Source organism: Yersinia sp. 2545 StPb PI (assembly GCF_052217125.1).
GTDB classification, from domain to species: domain Bacteria; phylum Pseudomonadota; class Gammaproteobacteria; order Enterobacterales; family Enterobacteriaceae; genus Yersinia; species Yersinia enterocolitica_E.
The window spans coordinates 2,429,144-2,448,465 of record NZ_JAZGPY010000001.1 but is presented as its reverse complement, the minus strand read 5'-3'; the positions used below and the strand labels follow the sequence as shown (position 1 = coordinate 2,448,465).

Sequence of the window (19,322 nt, the reverse complement as noted above, 5' to 3'; positions counted from 1 at the left end):
TTATTACAAGGTCAATACTGACCAGCTTCGCACCATGCAGTTTACGGGTTTTAGTTAATAACTTCTCGGCATACCGGGTGATACCGATATACCAAACTGTGGCGTTCCCACAGTGTTCAACCTAGGATGGTATCGATATGAAATTGCAGCAGCTCCGTTATATTGTTGAGGTGGTCAATCACAACCTTAACGTATCGTCCACCGCAGAAGGACTGTATACCTCGCAGCCGGGGATCAGTAAGCAGGTCCGAATGCTGGAAGATGAGCTGGGTATCCAAATTTTTGCCCGCAGTGGCAAACATCTCACGCAGGTGACCCCCGCAGGGCTGGAAATCATCCGTATTGCCCGTGAAGTATTGTCCAAAGTAGATGCTATCAAAGCCGTTGCCGGTGAACATACCTATCCTGATAAAGGTTCGCTGTATGTAGCCACTACCCATACTCAGGCGCGTTATGCATTGCCGAATGTGATTAAAGGTTTTATCGAGCGCTACCCGCGTGTGTCGCTCCATATGCATCAAGGCTCGCCGACCCAAATAGCCGAAGCGGTTTCTAAAGGGAGCGCTGATTTTGCTATCGCCACTGAGGCGCTGCATTTATATGACGACCTGATTATGTTGCCGTGCTATCACTGGAACCGTGCTGTGGTAGTCAAGCCTGATCATCCTTTAGCAGGTAAAACCCACGTCAGCATTGAAGAGCTGGCAGCATACCCGATTGTGACTTATACCTTTGGTTTTACTGGCCGTTCTGAGCTGGATACTGCGTTTAATCGTGCTGGTCTGACACCGCGCATTGTGTTTACCGCGACAGATGCCGATGTGATTAAAACCTATGTGCGATTAGGGTTGGGTGTGGGGGTTATCGCCAGTATGGCAGTTGATCCGATCCAAGATCCTGATCTGGTGATAGTTGATGCCCGTGATATCTTTACCTACAGCACCACGAAAATTGGTTTCCGCCGCAGCACTTTCCTGCGCAGTTATATGTATGACTTTATTCTGCGTTTCGCCCCACATCTGACCCGTGATGTGGTGGATAAAGCGGTTGCCTTGCGTTCTAATGATGATATCGAGGCGATGTTTAAAGACATTAAATTGCCGACTAAGTAATTTATAAAGAAATAAAAGCCATCTCTTTTTCGTGATGGCTTTTCCATAACAGAACTAATAAGTAAAAATTCAAAAGCCAATAGTCACCTCTCCTGTTAATTTGTTTATGAAAATAATGGTGTTATTTTTATAAATACTTTCAGGGGAATATATGTCTTCAACATCTTGTCCATTATTAAGTAATACATTAACTAATGTGTTTTCATTTCATGATGATGTCTATGCCGGAAGTGAAATTTTTAATATAAAAATGGGTGAAGAACAGTTTTTTTTAGAAAAAAAGAATGGAATTAATAAAGTATTAGATGAGTTATGTAAACATGGGTGGGTTAATCCATCTGCAAATTATCATGACACAAACCTGCACAATTTACTGAGTTCGTTGGTTGAGACCCCACTGGCAGAAACGATGATAGGTTTCGATAACGCACTGAAATGTGGTTTGCCGCCTGGTTATAACCCAACTTTCTGCTTTGAGAGAAATGGTCAATCTGGTGTGAAGATGCATTATGAGGTGATCCACAGTAAAGAGAGCTGTAATCTTTTTAAATTGACGGGTGAGTTTCTGTTTGATAAAGATTGTCAATTAAGTCATGAAAAACCTTCAATTTCTATTGAATTTTTCCCTCAATGCCCTACGGTGTTAGAAGAGGCTCTGGACTCCAGAACGGTAATAAAGAAATTTTTAGATTGGCTAATGAATTTATTCAATTTAAATGGTTTTGTGTTGGCAAATACTCAATCTGATGTAGATATGGCAAAAAATATTGCGGTGAGCTTTTCAAATATAAATAAGGATGATAGTAATTATTGCGTAATGGAAAATAGATTGAATGAAGAACGAGCAGCGCGTGAAGAACAAGCAGATGATTTTAATAAATCATTGCAATCCATTATTAAAGGGTTTGATGAAATAACTCATTATATAAACAATGAATTAGCTGAGTGTAGTGATAATAAAATTGAACAAATGATAACAAACCTTTCTGGCGTTCTTAAAAATGAGATAGAGAATGATGAGAAAGGTCTTAAACAACTAGAAAGTTATTCAGTTAAATTAACTCAAGATCCTGAAGAGATAGAAGAGATAGAAGAGATAGAAGAGATAGAAGAGATAAATGATGGATTAGTGTCTCAGCAGGAAGATGATTATGAATGGGACGATTATGGTTTCAATAATGTAAATAACCCTGTCCATAAATCTGAGTAATTGACACAGATTGGCCATCACCATCGTTTACACCTATCGCTGCCAGTAATCGCCATTGTTGCCAAAATGTTAATGTTTCTTTGTGTTATATTTAATTCAGACCTCATAATTACAAGGGAATAGCCTTGTTGGGATGAATGCTGTTTTAGAGCACTTATAAGAAACAATGGAGGCGCTATGTCGTTAGATTTGCGAAAAACGAGTATGGCCAAATTGGTCGCCCTTAATCATGAATATCACTACTACAGCCTGCCGCAACTGGCGGCAGAGCTTGGGGATATTGACCGACTGCCGAAATCACTGAAAGTGTTGCTGGAGAATCTACTGCGTCATCTGGATGGCGAACAGGTTCAAGAGGAGGATTTAAAAGCCATTGTCGATTGGCAGCTCACCGGGCATGCCAGCCGGGAGATTGCTTACCGGCCCGCGCGGGTATTAATGCAGGATTTCACCGGGGTACCGGCGGTAGTGGACTTGGCTGCGATGCGTGAAGCAGTCAAACGGCTGGGGGGCGATGTGGCGCAGGTTAACCCATTGTCACCGGTAGATTTGGTTATCGACCATTCCGTCACTGTTGACGAGTTTGGCGATAAAGCCGCTTTTGGCGAGAACGTCCGGCTCGAAATGGAACGTAACCACGAGCGCTATATCTTCCTGCGTTGGGGGCAGAAAGCCTTTAGCCGTTTCCGTGTGGTACCGCCGGGTACCGGGATCTGCCATCAGGTTAACCTTGAGTATTTGGGGCAGACGGTCTGGCATGAACAGCAGGATGGGCGGGAGGTCGCTTACCCCGATACGCTAGTGGGTACCGATTCCCACACCACCATGATCAATGGCTTGGGGATACTCGGTTGGGGCGTCGGTGGGATTGAAGCGGAAGCCGCAATGCTGGGCCAACCTGTCTCAATGCTGATTCCCGATGTGGTCGGCTTCAAAATGACCGGTAAGATGCGTGAAGGGATCACTGCCACGGACTTGGTGCTTACCGTAACGCAAATGCTGCGAAAACATGGGGTAGTAGGCAAATTCGTTGAGTTTTATGGTGATGGTCTGGCGGATTTGCCACTGGCAGATCGCGCGACTATAGCCAATATGTCGCCTGAGTTTGGTGCTACCTGTGGTTTCTTCCCGGTGGATGACGTGACGCTGGGGTATATGCGCTTAAGTGGCCGCAGTGATGAACAGATAGCCTTGGTTGAGGGCTACAGTAAAGCACAAGGGTTGTGGCGTCATCCTGGTGACGAGCCAATTTTCACCAGTCAGCTCTCATTGGATTTGAGCACAGTGGAAGCGAGTATGGCTGGGCCGAAGCGGCCACAAGACCGGGTCGCTTTACCCAAAGTGCCCTTAGCCTTTAAAGCGTTTGAAGAACTGGAAATTAATAGCAAAAAAGATAAAGTTGACCATGTTAGCTTCACGCTGGAAGGAAAAACGCACGAGTTGGCATCTGGCGCGGTGGTGATTGCCGCGATCACCTCATGCACTAATACTTCGAATCCCAGCGTACTGATGGCAGCCGGTCTGTTAGCTAAAAAAGCGGCAGAAAAGGGGCTAAAAACCAAACCATGGGTGAAAACTTCACTGGCACCAGGCTCTAAAGTGGTGACTGAGTATCTCAATGCCGCCGGATTAACCGCTTATCTGGATAATTTGGGCTTTAATCTGGTGGGTTATGGTTGTACTACCTGTATTGGTAACTCTGGCCCATTGCCTGATCCAATAGAAAATGCCATCAAAGTCGGGGATTTGACCGTCGGTGCGGTGCTGTCCGGTAACCGAAACTTTGAAGGGCGCATTCATCCTTTAGTAAAAACCAACTGGCTGGCTTCGCCGCCGCTGGTGGTGGCTTATGCTCTGGCCGGTAATTTGAATGTCAACTTGGCACAAGAGGCGCTCGGTAACGACCCTGACGGCAAGCCGGTTTATCTAAAGGATATCTGGCCTAGCGGATTTGAAATCGCTAAAGCTGTCGAAGAGGTTAAAACTGAGATGTTCCGTAAGGAATATGCCGCCGTATTTGATGGCGATGAAGAGTGGCAGTCGATTCAGGTTAATAGCACACCAACCTATGATTGGCAGAGCGATTCCACCTACATCCGTTTGCCTCCTTTCTTTAGTGATATGAAAGCGTTGCCTGATCCGGTTGAGGATATTCACCATGCACGTATTTTGGCGATTTTGGCTGATTCTGTCACCACCGACCATATTTCTCCCGCCGGTAATATCAAGCTTGATAGCCCTGCGGGCCGCTATTTACGTGATCGTGGGGTCGAGATTAAAGAGTTTAACTCCTACGGTTCCCGTCGTGGTAATCATGAAGTGATGATGCGTGGGACGTTTGCCAATATCCGTATCCGTAATGAGATGGTCCCGGGGGTTGAAGGGGGTGTCACTCGTCATATTCCGTCACAAAATGAGATGGCTATCTATGATGCTGCTATGCGCTATCAGCAGGAGAATGTGCCATTGGCGGTGATTGCCGGTAAGGAGTATGGATCCGGTTCGAGTCGTGACTGGGCAGCTAAAGGTCCAAGATTACTGGGGGTGCGGGTAGTGATTGCTGAGTCATTTGAGCGTATTCATCGCTCCAATCTGATTGGGATGGGTATTTTGCCCCTCGAGTTCCCAGCAGGGGTTAATCGCAAAACTTTGGGGCTGACGGGTGATGAATCCATTAGCGTCAGTGGGTTACAAAAACTGTCCCCAGGGCAGAAGGTGGCGGTGACGATAACCTATGCTGACGGGCGGCAACAAACGGTAGATACCCACTGCCGTATAGATACAGGTAATGAATTGGTTTATTTCGAAAATGGCGGCATTTTGCATTATGTTATCCGCAAAATGCTGTAGTTATTAGAATGTTGTCGTTATTAGAATGGCACAGCCATTAGTGACAGTGTCACTACGGTGCTTGTTCGATAAAAAGGGTGGTTGAGAAACCACCCTTTATTGTTCTTGAACGCGGCTAATTATTTGGTCAGCAGATGGCCCATTTTGGCCGCTTTGGTGGCCATATACTGTTCATTCTTGGGATTTTGCCCGACAATCAATGGCACCCGCTCAACGATATTAATCCCCGCCTCGGAGAGAATCTCAACCTTCTTCGGGTTATTGGTTAGCAAGCGCACGGCTTTGACGCCCAGTAATTTATATATATCTGAGCATAAGGTGAAGTCACGTTCATCGGCGGCAAATCCGAGTTGATGGTTAGCTTCCACAGTATCAAAGCCCTTATCCTGTAACGCGTAAGCGCGAATCTTATTCAGCAAACCAATATTACGGCCTTCCTGACGATGATAAATCAACACACCGCGCCCCTCTTCGGCAATGTGCGCCAATGCGGCTTCTAACTGAAAACCACAGTCACAACGCAGGCTAAACAAAGCATCACCTGTCAGGCACTCAGAATGAATACGGGAGAGCACTGGTTTATCACCACTGATATCACCAAATATTAAGGCCAGATGATCATGGCCAGAGGCTAACTCTTCAAAACCGACCATCAAAAAATCACCCCAAGGCGTCGGTAACTTGGCTTCTGCTACACGTTTAAGCTGCATCTTACTGTTCATATTATAACTTCAGACCTTAAGGATGTTATCGCGCATCCTGATGTGGATACCCGCTTTAACCCGTTATATCCCTTCATCTTAGGGCATAGGGTTAAATAAAAAGTTTCTCTGCGATCATTATTAGCTATATTGCCATAACTTTTGGCTCACTGCTGTTCAACAAAGCAGCGAAAAGGAAAGAGAAAATGTCTGACGAGAACATATTTGGGTAATAACATAATTTTGTTTATGTTATCAATGATTAATGGGACTTATACTGTGTGGTTATAGCCGCTGTACAATTTGTGCTATCACCATGGAAAAGACGATATAGACATCATGTGTAACCAAGGGCCCCAGATGTGGAATATAGCGAAACGAATCACTGTCGGAACACTTATCTTACTCTTACCCACCCTTGTTATCTGGCTTTCTGGTTGGCAGTGGCAACCCGGCAGTAATAATGTTTGGTTGAAAAGTGTGTTCTGGGTGACTGAAACGGTCACTGCGCCATGGGGAATCTTGACCAGTGCGTTGCTCAGTTGCTGGTTTTTATGGTGCCTACGGTTTCGGATTAAGCCCGCGATGGGGTTGTTGGTCCTGATGGGTGGCGTAATTCTTGTCGGTCAGGGTATAAAATCACTGATTAAAGAGCAGGTACAAGAACCTCGTCCATTTGTCGTCTGGCTTGAGGCAGAACATCATATTGATAATCGCTTTTTCTATTCGCTTCCCCGTGCTGAACGCAGTGAGTTGGTCAAACAGCAACTACAGAGCCAAACCATTATTCCGCCATGGTTGAGCAGTCATTGGCAGTTTGAAACTGGCTTTGCTTTCCCCTCAGGTCACACGGTTTTTGCTGCCAGTTGGGCATTGTTGGCGGTAGGCATATTGTGGCCACGGCGACATTATAAAACCGTCATTTTGCTAATGATATGGGCGCAAGGTGTCATGATGAGCCGGTTGGTATTAGGCATGCATTGGCCACGGGATCTGGTAGCCGCAGCACTTATCAGCGGGTTATTGGTCGCCATTGTGTGTAGCTTAGTACAACGTTGGTTCGGCTCGTTAGCCATTTTGCCACAAGAACAGCGCGAGATAGAAAAACGTGAGCATGAGGAAAATTGAGTGATTAGTTATTATTCTCAGCCCAGTCGCTTAAAATAATATCAATTAGGTGCCCAATCGGCGCTTTATCTTGGTGCAGGGTTTCTTTGCTGGGTAAGGAAGTGCTAATTTATCAAGTAAGGGCGCCACATTTTTGGCATAATTCATCAGGTTGATTCGGCCTTTAGGAAAAAACGTGAAATATTTGCTGATTTTTTTGTTAGTACTGGTGATTTTCGTGATTTCAGTCACGTTAGGGGCAAATAACGATCAAGTCGTTACCTTTAACTATTTATTGGCTCAGGGCGAATATCGGGTATCTACGTTATTGGCAACGCTTTTTGCGGCGGGCTTGGTACTTGGGTGGGTTATTTGTGGGCTTTTTTATCTGCGAGTTCGAATTTTACTGGGGCGCGCAGAGCGGAAAATTAAACGTCTTGAGTCACAGCAAGAGCAGCCTATTGAATCCAGTGCGGCTGTTTCCACACCTGCTGTCAGCAAGGAATAATTTTCTATGTTAGAAATGCTGTTTCTGCTGTTGCCCGTCGCTGCCGCCTATGGCTGGTATATGGGGCGTAGAAGCGCTCAGCAGGATAAGCAACAGGATGCTAACCGCCTGTCTCGTGAATATGTGGCAGGGGTTAACTTCCTTCTCTCTAATCAGCAGGACAAAGCGGTTGATCTGTTTCTTGAGATGTTGAAAGAAGACAGTTCGACCGTTGAAGCGCATCTGACATTAGGGAATTTGTTCCGTTCTCGTGGTGAAGTTGACCGCGCTATCCGCATTCATCAGGCGTTGATGGAAAGTGCTTCTCTGACCTTTGAACAACGATTGCTGGCAATTCAGCAACTTGGTCGTGATTATATGGCCGCGGGTTTATATGATCGGGCAGAGGATATGTTCAATCAATTGGTTGAAGAGCAAGATTTCCGGCTCGGGGCACTACAGCAGTTATTGGTTATTCATCAGGCCACCAGTGATTGGAACAACGCGATTGAAGTGGCGGAAAAACTGGTCAAGATGGGCAAAGATAATCAGCGGCTGGAGATAGCACATTTTTATTGCGAACTGGCGCTGCAAGCCATGGGGAGTGATGATTTAGAGAAAGCAATGGGGTTGCTGAAGAAAGCGGCTATTGCGGATAAGCAGTGCGCCCGTGTCTCCATCATGCAAGGTCGGGTGCATATTGCCAAGGGTGAATATGCCAAAGGCGTAGAGGCGCTGGAGCGTGTGCTGGAGCAGGATAAGGAAGTGGTCAGCGAGGCATTACCTATGTTGAGCGATTGCTACCAACATCTACAACAGCCCGAGGCGTGGGCGAATTTCCTCAAACGCTGCGTTGAAGATAATACGGGTGCTACGGCTGAACTAATGCTGGCCGAAATACTGGAACAGCATGAAGGCCGTGATGTGGCACAAACCTATATCAACCGCCAGTTACAACGCCATCCCACCATGCGTGTTTTCTATCGATTAATGGATTATCACCTGGCAGATGCAGAACAAGGGCGAGCGAAAGAGAGCTTGCTGTTGCTGCGAGACATGGTAGGAGAACAGATTCGGACCAAACCCCGTTATCGCTGTCATAAATGTGGTTTTACCGCGCACTCTCTGTACTGGCACTGTCCATCATGCCGAGCCTGGGCTTCGGTTAAGCCGATCCGGGGATTGGATGGGCAGTAAACGTTTCTATTGTCAGAGGTATCGCGACAGTCATCGGGTGACCTGAGCCACCCGATAGTTTTTGATGAAGTATTGTGGTGTTATCTTTATTTTTTCTTCTGAGGCGCTTTCACACCGTCTTTCAATAATTGTCGCAGTTTCTTCAACTCTTTTTGGCTTAACGGCTGCTCTGAAATCTCTTCTACACCTTGGCTATCAATCTCACCTTGATGCAACTTGGCATCTTTGCGGCTGGCTTTACTACTTTTAACATCAACCTCAAAGCTCTTTTCTAATCTTTCGCACACTTCGGTACTCAGGGAAAACTGTTTTTCTAAGGCAGCAGCCTTGATTTTCTCTTTTAATTCCAGAGGGATTTTAATGGTTAAGGTAGATATTTCGCTCATCATATAACCTTTAACTTAGGAGGAAATACCAAGCTAAGCGAGGGAAGCGAAACTGTCTAGGGGATAACACAACTGTCACAAAAAATTCACATTAGCCACGGCAAAAAGAGCGCAAATGCGCTCTTAGAAAGAGATAAAGCGTTAACCGGAGAGACGGGTATTAACGATAGATAATGGCGGTACCGTGCATTTTGTTATTGCCGGTCGCAGAGGTTATCAGGAAAGATTTTGCACCGGCAGCTTTGGCTTGCTGCGCCAATGCATTTTCTAACTCGGTCAAGGTAGTTGCATTACTGGCAGAAATCACGCCAGCTTCATTCAATCCTGCTGATTGATTAGTTTGTATTTGAGTGGCGGCGACGCTAGCAAATGATGCGAGAGACAGAATTAATGCCGGGGCGATGAATTTAATGCTTTTCATGTGAAACTCCAGTTTCTAGTTTATTATATTGAATAATTGATATTTTTTACTTATTCAGTAGACAATTACTGTCTGGCGATGGAGTGAATGATACAGCATTAATATTGAATGAGAATCACAAACAACTGAGCATCTAAATCAAAATATTTGATTGATAATTTACGTTTCTTGAAGCAGATTTACTTAATGGCAGGTAAGCACAATCTCACTGCTTGACGTAAATTGACCCTCTGCGGCAATTACGCCCCATAAACAGCAAGTATTGGTGTCGCTCGATAGCTGTAATTTCAGTAGAGCAGCCTGTAGAATATGAGCGTTATCATTACTTATTGACTGAAAAGGGCTTAAAAATGACGTCTGCAACTAAAACTAATAACAGTGGCCCGATATCTTCTCCGATCATTGTCGCGTTGGACTATGCCAATAAAGACGCTGCGTTAGCCTTTGCTGATCGTGTTAATCCGCAAGATTGCCGGTTAAAAGTGGGCAAGGAGATGTTTACCTTATATGGCCCTCAGTTGGTCCGTGATCTGCATGCGCGTGGTTTTGAGGTTTTCCTTGATCTGAAATTTCACGACATTCCCAACACCACCGCTAAGGCGGTGAGTGCGGCAGCTGAGCTTGGGGTGTGGATGGTCAATGTCCACGCCAGTGGTGGTGCACGCATGATGACTGCCGCCAAAGAAGCTTTATTGCCTTATGGGCACCAGGCACCCCTATTGATTGCTGTTACGGTGCTCACCAGCATGGATGGCGAAGATTTACGTGATATCGGTATTAACATCAGCCCGGCAGAACATGCCGAACGGTTAGCGAAACTGACATGGGATTGCGGTTTAGAGGGGGTGGTGTGCTCCGCCCATGAAGCTGTGCGCCTCAAGCAGGTTTGTGGCGCTGATTTTAAACTGGTTACCCCAGGTATTCGCCCGCAGGGCAGTGAGGCCGGTGATCAGCGCCGTATCATGACTCCTGAGCAAGCCGTCTCTGCTGGGGTGGATTATATGGTTATTGGGCGTCCGATCACCCAATCTCCTGACCCAGAAAAAACACTGAGTGAGATTCTGGCATCATTGAGCAAGGTGGCATAATGACGAATTATAATAGCCGTTTGGTGTATTCAACTGACTCGGGGCGTATCAGTGAGCCTGAGCTAAAACCCGCGCGGCCAAAAGGGGATGGTATTGTTCGTATTCAGCGCCAAACCAGTGGTCGTAAAGGAAAGGGCGTGTGCCTGATTACCGGTGTTGATGGCAGTGATGAGGTGCTGGATAAACTGGCAGCAGAATTGAAGAAGAAGTGCGGTTGCGGTGGCTCGATTAAAGACGGCATTATTGAAATTCAAGGAGATAAACGCGATCTTCTTAAGCAACTGCTCGAAGCCAAAGGGATGAAAGTCAAACTGGCGGGTGGCTGAGAATAATTTACAGTTTCATTTATCAGTTTTCCCCTAATTAATTGACGTTGCAGGTAGGCAGCAAGCAAACGAATCCCGATGAGCTTACACAGGTAAGTGAGCGTAGCTAACACCCTGCAACGTCAAATCATACCGATAACATTATTTGCTGACTTGGTGCCCGATAACCCCACCAACCGCCGCGCCACCTAATGTCCCCAGCGTACTGCCGGTCAACACCGCACCACCTACAGCACCAGCACCGGCACCGATTGCGGTATTGCGGTCACGTTTGGACATATTAGAACAAGCAGACAGGGACAAGGCCAGTGTTAGCGCCAAGGCGGCAGTGGCAAATCGTTTATTGATTATCATCATCATAATTCTCCTGACGTTGGCTAAGTACGGATAGATCAGGTCATATAGTTTGAATCTATCTATCCTGATGTATCCGTGCAAAATTGAAATTACCTAACTAAGTATAGGCGTTGTAGCAATTTTAGCCGAAGTCTCATTTTGTTAGTGTTTAGAATAAAAATCGTCGTTTAGATTTAAATTCAGAATTAATGCTAAAAACTCGTTTTGTCACCAATAGAAACTAGTATAAATATCCGCGAATCATTTAATAGGTAAATAGTCCTAATTTGATCTGACAAGGCGGGGAATTAGGGATTGTCTGAGACTAAAGGCACGATTAACCCATTGTCAGTGCTAAATAAAATATGACGTTCTGCTATGTGTACCTCGCAGACTGTACTTTCCAGCCGATCTGCACGCAGTTTATAGCCATTTATCCCATACCGGTTCTTACCTGTGGCGCTGAAAATGAGAGAAATTCAGTCATTCAGGATACGACGATGCTCAACGAACTGAAGCAACAGGTACTGGCCGCCAATCTGGCGTTACCTCGCCACAATTTGGTCACATTCACTTGGGGCAATGTCAGTGCTGTCGATAGACAACATGGGTTACTGGTGATTAAGCCTTCCGGTGTGGAATATGACGTGATGACACTGGACGATATGGTGGTGGTAGAGCTGGAAACCGGCAAAGTGGTGGAGGGCAGTAAGAAGCCCTCATCGGATACTGATACTCACCGGGTGCTTTATCTTAATTTCCCGCAAATTGGCGGCATCGTTCATACCCATTCACGCCATGCAACCATTTGGGCCCAGGCTGGGCTAGATTTGCCTGCGTGGGGTACCACTCACGCAGATTACTTCTACGGCACCATTCCCTGTACCCGGTTGATGACGCAAGAAGAGATTGCTGGCCGCTATGAATGGGAAACCGGCAATGTCATCGTTGAGACATTCCATCAACGGGGCATTAAACCAGAAGATGTGCCTGCGGTTTTAGTCAATTCACACGGTCCGTTTGCCTGGGGGACCAGTGCGGATAATGCCGTACACAACGCGGTTGTGTTAGAGGAGTTGGCTTATATGGGGATTTTCTCACGCCAATTGAACCCGCAACTCGATGATATGCAACCGCAATTATTGGATAAACACTATTTACGCAAACACGGTAAAAATGCCTATTACGGACAATAATCGCTGTTTGGGCCTGCTGTTGAGAAGCCGACAATATGGCCCGTGTTCAGTCTTGCACGGGTTTCTCCAGCCATAGCACGGAGTCAGTGATATCGAGCATTTTTGCTTCGACCTGTGCAATGGCATCATTGATACCTTGATTGTAATAATGCGCGCCCAGCTCACGACTGATGAATTCCAGTAAAAATTCCGCATCAAAATCTTCCAGCTCAATACTCAGGTTCTGCTCCAGATAATCCTGAATTTTACGTGCCATCCGTTGAGTCTGTTCACGCGTGAAGGTGATGTCCGCCATTATTGCTGTTACTCCGTTATGAATGTTGTTCCTCTTATTCGCTGAGGATATCGACTTGAATGCCTTGTGCCGTTAATTGCTGCTGATAACCTGCGGGCAGGCGGTTATCGGTAATGACCCGGTTGATGGACGATAATGGCATCAGTGAGTTCTGATGCACCTGACCAAATTTTGATGCATCGGCCAGAATGATATTTTCAGCGCCTTTGGCTAACACACTATTAATCACATCGGCGCGTAACATATCGCGCCCGGTAAAACCGGTATCTGCCTGATAACCGTCGATACCGATAAACGCCTTGCTGAAATGCACATGGCGCAAACAAAGTTGCGTCAATGGGCCAACCATACTGTCACTTTTTTTCTGATAAATTCCGCCTAGAAGAATCACTTCACAGGAAGACTCTTTCAATTGTCTGGCGATATAACCACTCACCGTCACCAAGGTGATACCAGGGCGTTGTGCCAAATGATGCGCCAACAGGGCGTTGCTACTGCCGCTTTCGATAAATACCGTCTCACCTTCATTGACCAGTGAAGCGGCGTGATTAGCCAATTTTTGCTTCATGGCAAAGTGAGTCATCATGCGAACATCGACATCGTCACTCTCAAGAGCGACGGCTGAACCATGCACTCGTTTGAGCAAACCTCTCGTCTCTAGCTGATTGAGATCCTGACGGATTGTCACCTCAGAGACCTGCGTTTCCTGCGCCAATTCACTGACACTGACTCGTTGCCGGTCGTTTACCAACTGTAAAATTATTTGCTGTCTTGGGTTCATGGCATTCCCGATAATAAAGTGTGCTGAAAATTGAACCAGCCAACGTGGTGGTAAAAGTTCGCCGGTTCACAACAACATCATAATGATAAATAATACCTTAAATAGTAGGGATAACACCCTGTGTTACTAAGGGAAAAGTGAGGCAAGCCACAACTCTGTCTTACAACGCTATCATCGCATTTTTTGCAGTATGCAAAATACATTACTTTTGATTGAAGTTTAATTTGCTTTCGAATGAAAGTATTTTGATAAAGATCACATTATCGATTCATGATTGGTCTATGATTGCGGCTGATGATTGGTGGTAAATCCATTTGCTTAACTGGCTTATTTGTTTAACCAGTCTGGCTGCTTACATAATCCAAACCGGAGGTTCTTATGGAGCTTTATCTTGATACCGCAGATGTAGCTGCAGTAAAACGCCTGGCGCGCGTACTGCCATTACAAGGTGTCACTACCAACCCGACTATTTTGGCCAAAGCGGGCAAGCCTATCTGGGAGGTGTTACCTGCGCTGCGCGATGCTCTGGGCGGTACCGGTAAACTTTTCGCACAAGTGCTGGCCAGTGACAGCGAACTGATGGTGTCTGAGGCAATCATGCTATCAAAGCGCGTCCCCGGTTTGGTTATCAAAATCCCCGCCACCGCAGAAGGATTGGCGGCTATTAAGCAATTGAAAGGGATGTCTATTCCGACATTAGGTACCGCCGTATATGGTGCCGGGCAAGGGCTGCTGTCTGCATTGGCGGGGGCTGAATATGTCGCACCCTATGTTAACCGACTGGATGCACAAGGCGGTGATGGCATTGCGATGGTCCGTGAGTTACAGCAATTGTTAACCTTACATGCACCGGGCGCGAAAGTATTGGCGGCCAGTTTCCGTACGCCACGTCAAGTAGTAGATTGCCTGTTGGCGGGCTGTCAGTCGGTCACCATTCCGGTGGATGTAGCAGAGCAACTTATCAGCGCGCCTGCGGTAAAAGCGGCAGTAGAACAATTTGAACAAGATTGGCAGGGCGCATTTGGCTCGCCAATCTTGAGCTAGTTGGTGGTGCCTGCTGTTCAAACGGAAAATAAAAACGCCCTGTGAAACATCAACAGGGCGTGACAATGTCACTTTATGATTCAGCTTGCTAGTTTAACAAGGGCATTTCCCCAGTTTGCCGGCCTCACTGGGGAAGCGGGCATTCAGACAATAACGGTGGAATTCCCGTTCGGTCATCGGTGTGGTGTCAGGATGATGTCGGCGCATATGATTAACATAATTGCCGTAATCCTGTACTCCCACCATCAGTCGAAAGCTTTGTGCCACGCGGTGTGCGATAAGGCACAACCAAGCCCGTAGATGAGTCGGGCGGACAGCCACAGGAACCAACGGTACACAACGCGTAATCTGGCGCGGCGTGGTTGCTAACCCTGTTCGGGTACGAAACGGTATACCTGCATTAGCCACGGGCAACCTCCTCACGGAAGACAATTTCAGTCTCATGGGTGGTCGGTTTGCTGGATTTCAGCGCACGACGGACCACAAAGAAAGATGAAATCAGCATGGTCACTGCCACCAGCATAAAGAAGGCACATAAGGCGGCATTGATCTGGTTATTGAACACAATAGTTTCCATGTCTTTAATGCTCTTGGCGGGAGCAATCAGAACGCCTTGCTCAACACCGGCAGAGAATTTCTTCGCTTGAGCCAGGAAACCAATACTCGGTTTTTCATGGAAAATCTTCTGCCAGCCCGCGGTCATTGAGGTAATAAACAGCCAAATTGTTGGCAGGATGGTTACCCAAGCATAGCGTTGCTTCTTCATTTTAAACAGGACGACAGTCCCTAAAATCAGCGCCATCGATGCCAGCATCTGGTTACCGATACCGAACAGTGGCCACAAGGTATTGATCCCCCCTAATGGGTCAACCACACCTTGATAAACAAAGAAGCCCCAGCAGGCGACCGCCACTGTGGTGCCGGACAAGTTACCCAACCATGAGCGGTTATTTGCCAGGCTCGGCACTACGACACCCACCAAATCCTGCACCATAAAGCGACAGGCTCGGGTACCGGCATCCACGGCGGTCAGAATAAACATGGCTTCAAATAGAATGGCAAAGTGATACCAGAAGGCCATCATATTGCGGCTATTAAATATCTCACTGATAATATGCGCCATCCCAACGGCGAAAGTGGGGGCACCACCCGCACGGGATAAAATGGAGTTCTCGCCAACATCTTTGGCAATCATGGCCAGGGTTTCTGGTGTGACTACAAATCCCCAACTGCTAATGGCCAGAGAGGCGCTTTCTACTGTGGTGCCAATCAACGCTGCCGGAGAGTTCATGGCGAAATAGACACCGGGATCGATAACCGAGGCACAAATTAGCGCCATGATGGCGACAAAGGATTCCATCAGCATCGCGCCATAGCCGATAAAGCGGGTGTGACTTTCACGCTCAATCAGTTTTGGTGTAGTGCCACTGGCAACCAAGGCGTGGAAGCCCGAAATGGCCCCGCAAGCGATGGTAATAAACAGGAACGGGAACAGGCTACCGGAGAATACCGGGCCGCTACCATCAATAAAACGTGTGACGGCAGGCATTTTCATTTCAGGCATGGCAAAGACAATACCAACGGCCAAACCAATAATGACGCCGATCTTCAGGAAGGTCGACAGATAGTCCCTTGGCGCCAACAACAACCACACCGGTAGCACTGAGGCGATAAAACCATAAATAACCAGCACCCAGGTCAGGGTGGTGCCGTGTAAGGTAAAGAATGGTCCCCAATAAGGGTGAGCCGCGATATTGCCGCCGTAAATAATTGCGGACATCATCAGTACGAAACCAATTAAGGATACTTCCGCGATTTTCCCCGGGCGGATAAAGCGCATATAAACGCCCATAAACAGTGCTATCGGGATAGTCGCTGCAATGGTGAACAGGCCCCATGGGCTGTCAGCCAAGGCTTTAACCACCACTAATGCTAGCGCGGACAAGATGATAATCATCACCCCCAGCGCGCCCAGCATAGTGATAACCCCGGCAAAAGCACCCAACTCTTGTTTTGCCATCTCCCCCAGAGAGCGACCATCGCGACGGGTAGAGATAAACAGGATCAAGAAGTCCTGTACTGCACCGGCCATCATTACCCCGACCAAAATCCAGATAGTCCCCGGCAAGAAGCCCATCTGTGCGGCCAGAATTGGCCCAACCAATGGCCCGGCACCAGCAATCGCCGCAAAGTGGTGACCGAATAGTACCCATTTATTGGTCGGGACATAATCCAAGCCGTCATTGCGCCGCTCAGCAGGTGTTAGGCGCCGGTCATCCAACTCAAACACATTCTTGGCAATGAATAGGCTGTAAAAGCGGTAAGCGATGCTGTAACACGCCACTGAGGCGATCACCAACCAGATGGCATTGACATGCTCACCGCGGCTGAGTGCCAGCATAGCAAAGGCAAATGCACCAATTAACGCCACGGTCAGCCATATGACGACAGTCTTGACGTTCTTCATGGGTAACGACTCCTTGTTATGAGGAAAATTTAACAGTTATCAGCATCGGTTTTGGAAAAAAGATACAAACCGTTAGTTAACATAGGAGCTTTAATGTGAAAGAAAAGGTGCGAAAGTGAAAAGTGTGATCAATAAATTATTTTAACGTAATATTCAGTAGTATTTGCTTACATTTTGTGACGCTGACAGCGCTAAACTGGAGGGAATATCAAGTGGGATTGACGGGGGGCAATTGAAAAAGCCGTGGGATGTTGTGTATCACCACGGCTTAATGTGTTTTTTCTAAATATCAAACCACTGGGCGGGCCACCACATTGCGAGTTTCCATGCGAACCTCGGCAATGCGCACTTCGATTTTATCGCTTTGGCTATAAACCGTTTCACCTTTAATTTGCACGGTACCTGTTTCCTGACTGCATACCATCTCATCACGTACTGCATGAATAAACGGTGCAGGGATAAAGGCCACGGCGCCATTATCCAGCAAACGAACACGCAGACCACCACGGGTTACATCAATAATTTCCGCAGGGAAACGGGTATCAGTACCCGCTTGAGGCTGTAGATAACGGGCATACAACCAGTCACCGACATCGCGTTCGGCCATGCGATTCAGACGACGACGCTCAGCCAATTGAATCGTTATCTCGTCTTGTGGTTTCTCCGCTTGCTGGCCGGTAATAATGGCTTTGAGCAGGCGATGATTGACCATATCACCGTATTTACGAATAGGTGAAGTCCAGGTGGCATACGCCTCTAGCCCCAAACCAAAGTGTGGGCCAGGAACGGTACTGATTTCAGCAAAGGTCTGGAAGCGGCGGATACGGCTGTCGAGGAACTGGGTTGGCAATGCATCAAGATGACGGCGCAACTCACAGAAGCCTGGTAGGGTCAGTAGAGCCTGTGGGTCAGCCTCGACACCATTGGCCTGCAACACGGTCGCTGCCTGTTCAACCAATGCCGGATCAAAACCGGTATGTACGTTATAAATGCCAAAGCCCAAATTATCGCGCAAAGCAATAGCAGCGCAGACGTTGGCGGCAATCATGCACTCTTCAACAATACGGTTAGCAATACGGCGGTGCTCAACAATGATATCCAGCACCTCGCCTTTTTCACCCAATTGGAAGCGGTAATCTGGACGGTCTTTAAACACCAGGGCATGTTCTTGACGCCAGTTGCTACGCGCCTCGCATACCCGTTTCAGCAATAGAATTTGCTCGGCAATATCCGCATCCGGTGGCTGCCAACCTGTGTTGCCGTCCAGCCAGTCAGAAACCTCGTCATAAACCAGTTTGGCTTTGGACTCGACCCAGGCGGCAGAGAAACGAATATCATCACTCAGCGCGCCATCAGCGGCGATAGTCACACGGCACACTAATACCGGGCGGCGCTCATTTGGCCGCAAAGAGCAGAGGTTGTCAGACAAGTGGCGTGGCAGCATCGGAATGTTGAAGCCAGGCAGATAGTTAGTAAATGCACGTTTACGGGCGATTAAATCCAACTCACTGTTTTCATCGACATAGGCGGTTGGATCAGCAATGGCAATGGTCAACAACAGGGAACCGTCACCGTTGTCTTCCACATACAGCGCATCATCCATATCTTCGGTGCTGTTGCTGTCGATAGTAACAAAATGGAGCGCCGTCAGGTCTTCGCGTACTAAGGCGCTATCATGTAAGGTAGATTCAACCATAACCGGGGCTTCACGCTCCAGATTATGGCGAGCTAATGTTACCCACCACGGCACGAAATGATCTTCACCATTGGTAATAAATGCCGTCAAATCAGCATTAAAAGCACGATCGCCTTTTAATGGGTGACGGCGCATTTCAGCCACCGCCCAATCACCGTTCTGGAAGTCGTGGGTTAACTCACGGGCTGGACGACATTGGATGGCATCACGCAGCAGCGGGTGGTCAGGCACGATAGACAGACGATCATCTTTTCGTTGGACGCGACCGACAAAGCGGGATAAAAACGGCTCGACCAATGTTTCTGGCTCAGCAATTTCACGATCTTTATCCGTGTGCAAGGTGGCAATAATCCGATCGCCGTGCATGACTTTCTTCATCTGTGGCGGCGGAATAAAATAACTTTTCTGCCCATCTACCTCAAGAAAGCCAAAGCCTTTCTCAGTACCTTTAACCACGCCTTCAACGCGCGGGGTCTGAGTGTGAAGTTGCTGTTTTAGCTGCGCCAGCAGCGGGTTATCTTGAAACATATCGTCCAGTAAATGGTGTAGTGAGTGGGTTTAATCCGGCTGACAGTTTTACGCGAATCAGCCCCATCGGGCAAGCGGCATATCACGTTGGAGG

General features: G+C 47.3%; 19 protein-coding genes. 10 read left to right on the top strand and 9 right to left on the bottom strand.

What is annotated here, in order from left to right; translation table 11 throughout:
* Window positions 1-137: 137 nt before the first annotated feature.
* The 3 genes from cysB to acnA all read left to right on the top strand — a co-directional run bounded on the left by cysB (window position 138) and on the right by acnA (window position 5,172).
* Complete coding sequence (cysB, locus tag V1955_RS11335) at window positions 138-1,112, top strand: HTH-type transcriptional regulator CysB (protein ID WP_005191584.1); 975 nt, start codon at window positions 138-140, stop codon at window positions 1,110-1,112.
* Between the two features lie 151 nt (window positions 1,113-1,263).
* Window positions 1,264-2,322 carry a hypothetical protein gene (locus V1955_RS11330; RefSeq protein WP_442820907.1) on the top strand — a complete coding sequence of 353 codons (1,059 nt, stop codon included), beginning with the start codon at window positions 1,264-1,266 and terminating at the stop codon, window positions 2,320-2,322.
* 177 nt (window positions 2,323-2,499) lie between these two features.
* Window positions 2,500-5,172 carry an aconitate hydratase AcnA gene (gene acnA / locus V1955_RS11325; RefSeq protein WP_442820906.1) on the top strand — a complete coding sequence of 891 codons (2,673 nt, stop codon included), beginning with the start codon at window positions 2,500-2,502 and terminating at the stop codon, window positions 5,170-5,172.
* Between the two features lie 119 nt (window positions 5,173-5,291).
* On the opposite strand, the gene ribA is transcribed toward acnA, so the two are convergent.
* Window positions 5,292-5,882, bottom strand: a complete 591-nt coding sequence (ribA, locus tag V1955_RS11320) for a GTP cyclohydrolase II (protein ID WP_442821438.1) — start codon at window positions 5,880-5,882, stop codon at window positions 5,292-5,294.
* A 351-nt stretch (window positions 5,883-6,233) separates the two neighbouring features.
* On the opposite strand from ribA, the gene pgpB reads away from it, so the two are divergent.
* The 3 genes from pgpB (at window position 6,234) to lapB (ending at window position 8,664) form a co-directional block, all read left to right on the top strand.
* Window positions 6,234-7,001 (top strand): phosphatidylglycerophosphatase B, encoded by a 768-nt coding sequence (gene pgpB, locus V1955_RS11315; protein ID WP_372558981.1) that lies wholly within the window; start codon window positions 6,234-6,236, stop codon window positions 6,999-7,001.
* A 175-nt stretch (window positions 7,002-7,176) separates the two neighbouring features.
* Complete coding sequence (locus V1955_RS11310) at window positions 7,177-7,488, top strand: LapA family protein (RefSeq protein ID WP_005191595.1); 312 nt, start codon at window positions 7,177-7,179, stop codon at window positions 7,486-7,488.
* Window positions 7,489-7,494: 6 nt separating this feature from the next.
* Window positions 7,495-8,664 (top strand): lipopolysaccharide assembly protein LapB, encoded by a 1,170-nt coding sequence (gene lapB / locus V1955_RS11305; RefSeq protein ID WP_442820905.1) that lies wholly within the window; start codon window positions 7,495-7,497, stop codon window positions 8,662-8,664.
* An 86-nt stretch (window positions 8,665-8,750) separates the two neighbouring features.
* Here the strand turns inward: lapB and V1955_RS11300 are convergent, their stop codons facing one another.
* Together V1955_RS11300 and bhsA are read right to left on the bottom strand one after the other, a co-directional pair.
* The gene (locus V1955_RS11300; protein ID WP_193784662.1) at window positions 8,751-9,050 is read right to left on the bottom strand and encodes a hypothetical protein; all 300 of its coding nucleotides are present in this window, start codon (window positions 9,048-9,050) and stop codon (window positions 8,751-8,753) included.
* A 160-nt stretch (window positions 9,051-9,210) separates the two neighbouring features.
* On the bottom strand, window positions 9,211-9,471 hold the full coding sequence (gene bhsA / locus V1955_RS11295; RefSeq protein ID WP_083158897.1) for a multiple stress resistance protein BhsA: 261 nt from the start codon (window positions 9,469-9,471) through the stop codon (window positions 9,211-9,213).
* Window positions 9,472-9,821: 350 nt separating this feature from the next.
* On the opposite strand from bhsA, the gene pyrF reads away from it, so the two are divergent.
* Both pyrF and yciH read left to right on the top strand, forming a co-directional pair.
* Window positions 9,822-10,559 (top strand): orotidine-5'-phosphate decarboxylase, encoded by a 738-nt coding sequence (gene pyrF, locus V1955_RS11290; protein WP_083158896.1) that lies wholly within the window; start codon window positions 9,822-9,824, stop codon window positions 10,557-10,559.
* Window positions 10,559-10,885, top strand: coding sequence for a stress response translation initiation inhibitor YciH (yciH, locus tag V1955_RS11285; protein ID WP_083158895.1), 327 nt, complete (start codon window positions 10,559-10,561; stop codon window positions 10,883-10,885). Before pyrF ends, yciH begins: the two co-directional genes overlap by 1 nt.
* Window positions 10,886-11,026: 141 nt before the next feature.
* On the opposite strand, the gene osmB is transcribed toward yciH, so the two are convergent.
* The gene (osmB, locus tag V1955_RS11280; RefSeq protein ID WP_083158894.1) at window positions 11,027-11,242 is read right to left on the bottom strand and encodes an osmotically-inducible lipoprotein OsmB; all 216 of its coding nucleotides are present in this window, start codon (window positions 11,240-11,242) and stop codon (window positions 11,027-11,029) included.
* A gap of 479 nt (window positions 11,243-11,721) precedes the next feature.
* Between osmB and araD the strand changes: the two genes are divergently transcribed.
* Window positions 11,722-12,417 carry an L-ribulose-5-phosphate 4-epimerase gene (gene araD, locus V1955_RS11275; protein ID WP_442820904.1) on the top strand — a complete coding sequence of 232 codons (696 nt, stop codon included), beginning with the start codon at window positions 11,722-11,724 and terminating at the stop codon, window positions 12,415-12,417.
* Between the two features lie 46 nt (window positions 12,418-12,463).
* On the opposite strand, the gene V1955_RS11270 is transcribed toward araD, so the two are convergent.
* Together V1955_RS11270 and V1955_RS11265 are read right to left on the bottom strand one after the other, a co-directional pair.
* Entirely contained in the window at window positions 12,464-12,712 is a 249-nt protein-coding gene (locus tag V1955_RS11270) for a DUF2164 domain-containing protein (protein ID WP_005191610.1), read from the bottom strand.
* Window positions 12,713-12,746: 34 nt separating this feature from the next.
* A complete protein-coding gene (locus V1955_RS11265) occupies window positions 12,747-13,493 on the bottom strand; it encodes a DeoR/GlpR family DNA-binding transcription regulator (protein ID WP_083158892.1) in 747 nt (248 codons plus the stop codon).
* Window positions 13,494-13,871: 378 nt separating this feature from the next.
* On the opposite strand from V1955_RS11265, the gene fsa reads away from it, so the two are divergent.
* Window positions 13,872-14,537, top strand: coding sequence for a fructose-6-phosphate aldolase (gene fsa, locus V1955_RS11260; RefSeq protein ID WP_083158891.1), 666 nt, complete (start codon window positions 13,872-13,874; stop codon window positions 14,535-14,537).
* 93 nt (window positions 14,538-14,630) lie between these two features.
* Here the strand turns inward: fsa and V1955_RS11255 are convergent, their stop codons facing one another.
* The 3 genes from V1955_RS11255 to V1955_RS11245 form a co-directional block, all read right to left on the bottom strand.
* Window positions 14,631-14,945 carry a YbdD/YjiX family protein gene (locus tag V1955_RS11255; RefSeq protein WP_372569163.1) on the bottom strand — a complete coding sequence of 105 codons (315 nt, stop codon included), beginning with the start codon at window positions 14,943-14,945 and terminating at the stop codon, window positions 14,631-14,633.
* Window positions 14,938-17,004, bottom strand: a complete 2,067-nt coding sequence (locus V1955_RS11250; protein ID WP_083158889.1) for a carbon starvation CstA family protein — start codon at window positions 17,002-17,004, stop codon at window positions 14,938-14,940. Before V1955_RS11250 ends, V1955_RS11255 begins: the two co-directional genes overlap by 8 nt.
* Window positions 17,005-17,293: 289 nt before the next feature.
* Window positions 17,294-19,228, bottom strand: a complete 1,935-nt coding sequence (locus tag V1955_RS11245; RefSeq protein ID WP_372569164.1) for an exoribonuclease II — start codon at window positions 19,226-19,228, stop codon at window positions 17,294-17,296.
* Between the last annotated feature and the right edge of the window lie 94 nt (window positions 19,229-19,322).

What these genes read in the sequence shown, in the direction of transcription:
- cysB (WP_005191584.1), top strand. Translation starts at nt 138, where the DNA reads ATGAAATTGCAGCAGCTCCGTTATATTGTTGAGGTGGTCAATCACAAC.
- V1955_RS11330 (WP_442820907.1), top strand. Translation starts at nt 1,264, where the DNA reads ATGTCTTCAACATCTTGTCCATTATTAAGTAATACATTAACTAATGTG.
- acnA (WP_442820906.1), top strand. Translation starts at nt 2,500, where the DNA reads ATGTCGTTAGATTTGCGAAAAACGAGTATGGCCAAATTGGTCGCCCTT.
- ribA (WP_442821438.1), bottom strand. Translation starts at nt 5,882, where the DNA reads ATGCAGCTTAAACGTGTAGCAGAAGCCAAGTTACCGACGCCTTGGGGT.
- pgpB (WP_372558981.1), top strand. Translation starts at nt 6,234, where the DNA reads ATGTGGAATATAGCGAAACGAATCACTGTCGGAACACTTATCTTACTC.
- lapB (WP_442820905.1), top strand. Translation starts at nt 7,495, where the DNA reads ATGTTAGAAATGCTGTTTCTGCTGTTGCCCGTCGCTGCCGCCTATGGC.
- V1955_RS11300 (WP_193784662.1), bottom strand. Translation starts at nt 9,050, where the DNA reads ATGAGCGAAATATCTACCTTAACCATTAAAATCCCTCTGGAATTAAAA.
- bhsA (WP_083158897.1), bottom strand. Translation starts at nt 9,471, where the DNA reads ATGAAAAGCATTAAATTCATCGCCCCGGCATTAATTCTGTCTCTCGCA.
- pyrF (WP_083158896.1), top strand. Translation starts at nt 9,822, where the DNA reads ATGACGTCTGCAACTAAAACTAATAACAGTGGCCCGATATCTTCTCCG.
- yciH (WP_083158895.1), top strand. Translation starts at nt 10,559, where the DNA reads ATGACGAATTATAATAGCCGTTTGGTGTATTCAACTGACTCGGGGCGT.
- osmB (WP_083158894.1), bottom strand. Translation starts at nt 11,242, where the DNA reads ATGATGATAATCAATAAACGATTTGCCACTGCCGCCTTGGCGCTAACA.
- araD (WP_442820904.1), top strand. Translation starts at nt 11,722, where the DNA reads ATGCTCAACGAACTGAAGCAACAGGTACTGGCCGCCAATCTGGCGTTA.
- V1955_RS11270 (WP_005191610.1), bottom strand. Translation starts at nt 12,712, where the DNA reads ATGGCGGACATCACCTTCACGCGTGAACAGACTCAACGGATGGCACGT.
- V1955_RS11265 (WP_083158892.1), bottom strand. Translation starts at nt 13,493, where the DNA reads ATGAACCCAAGACAGCAAATAATTTTACAGTTGGTAAACGACCGGCAA.
- fsa (WP_083158891.1), top strand. Translation starts at nt 13,872, where the DNA reads ATGGAGCTTTATCTTGATACCGCAGATGTAGCTGCAGTAAAACGCCTG.
- V1955_RS11250 (WP_083158889.1), bottom strand. Translation starts at nt 17,004, where the DNA reads ATGAAGAACGTCAAGACTGTCGTCATATGGCTGACCGTGGCGTTAATT.
- V1955_RS11245 (WP_372569164.1), bottom strand. Translation starts at nt 19,228, where the DNA reads ATGTTTCAAGATAACCCGCTGCTGGCGCAGCTAAAACAGCAACTTCAC.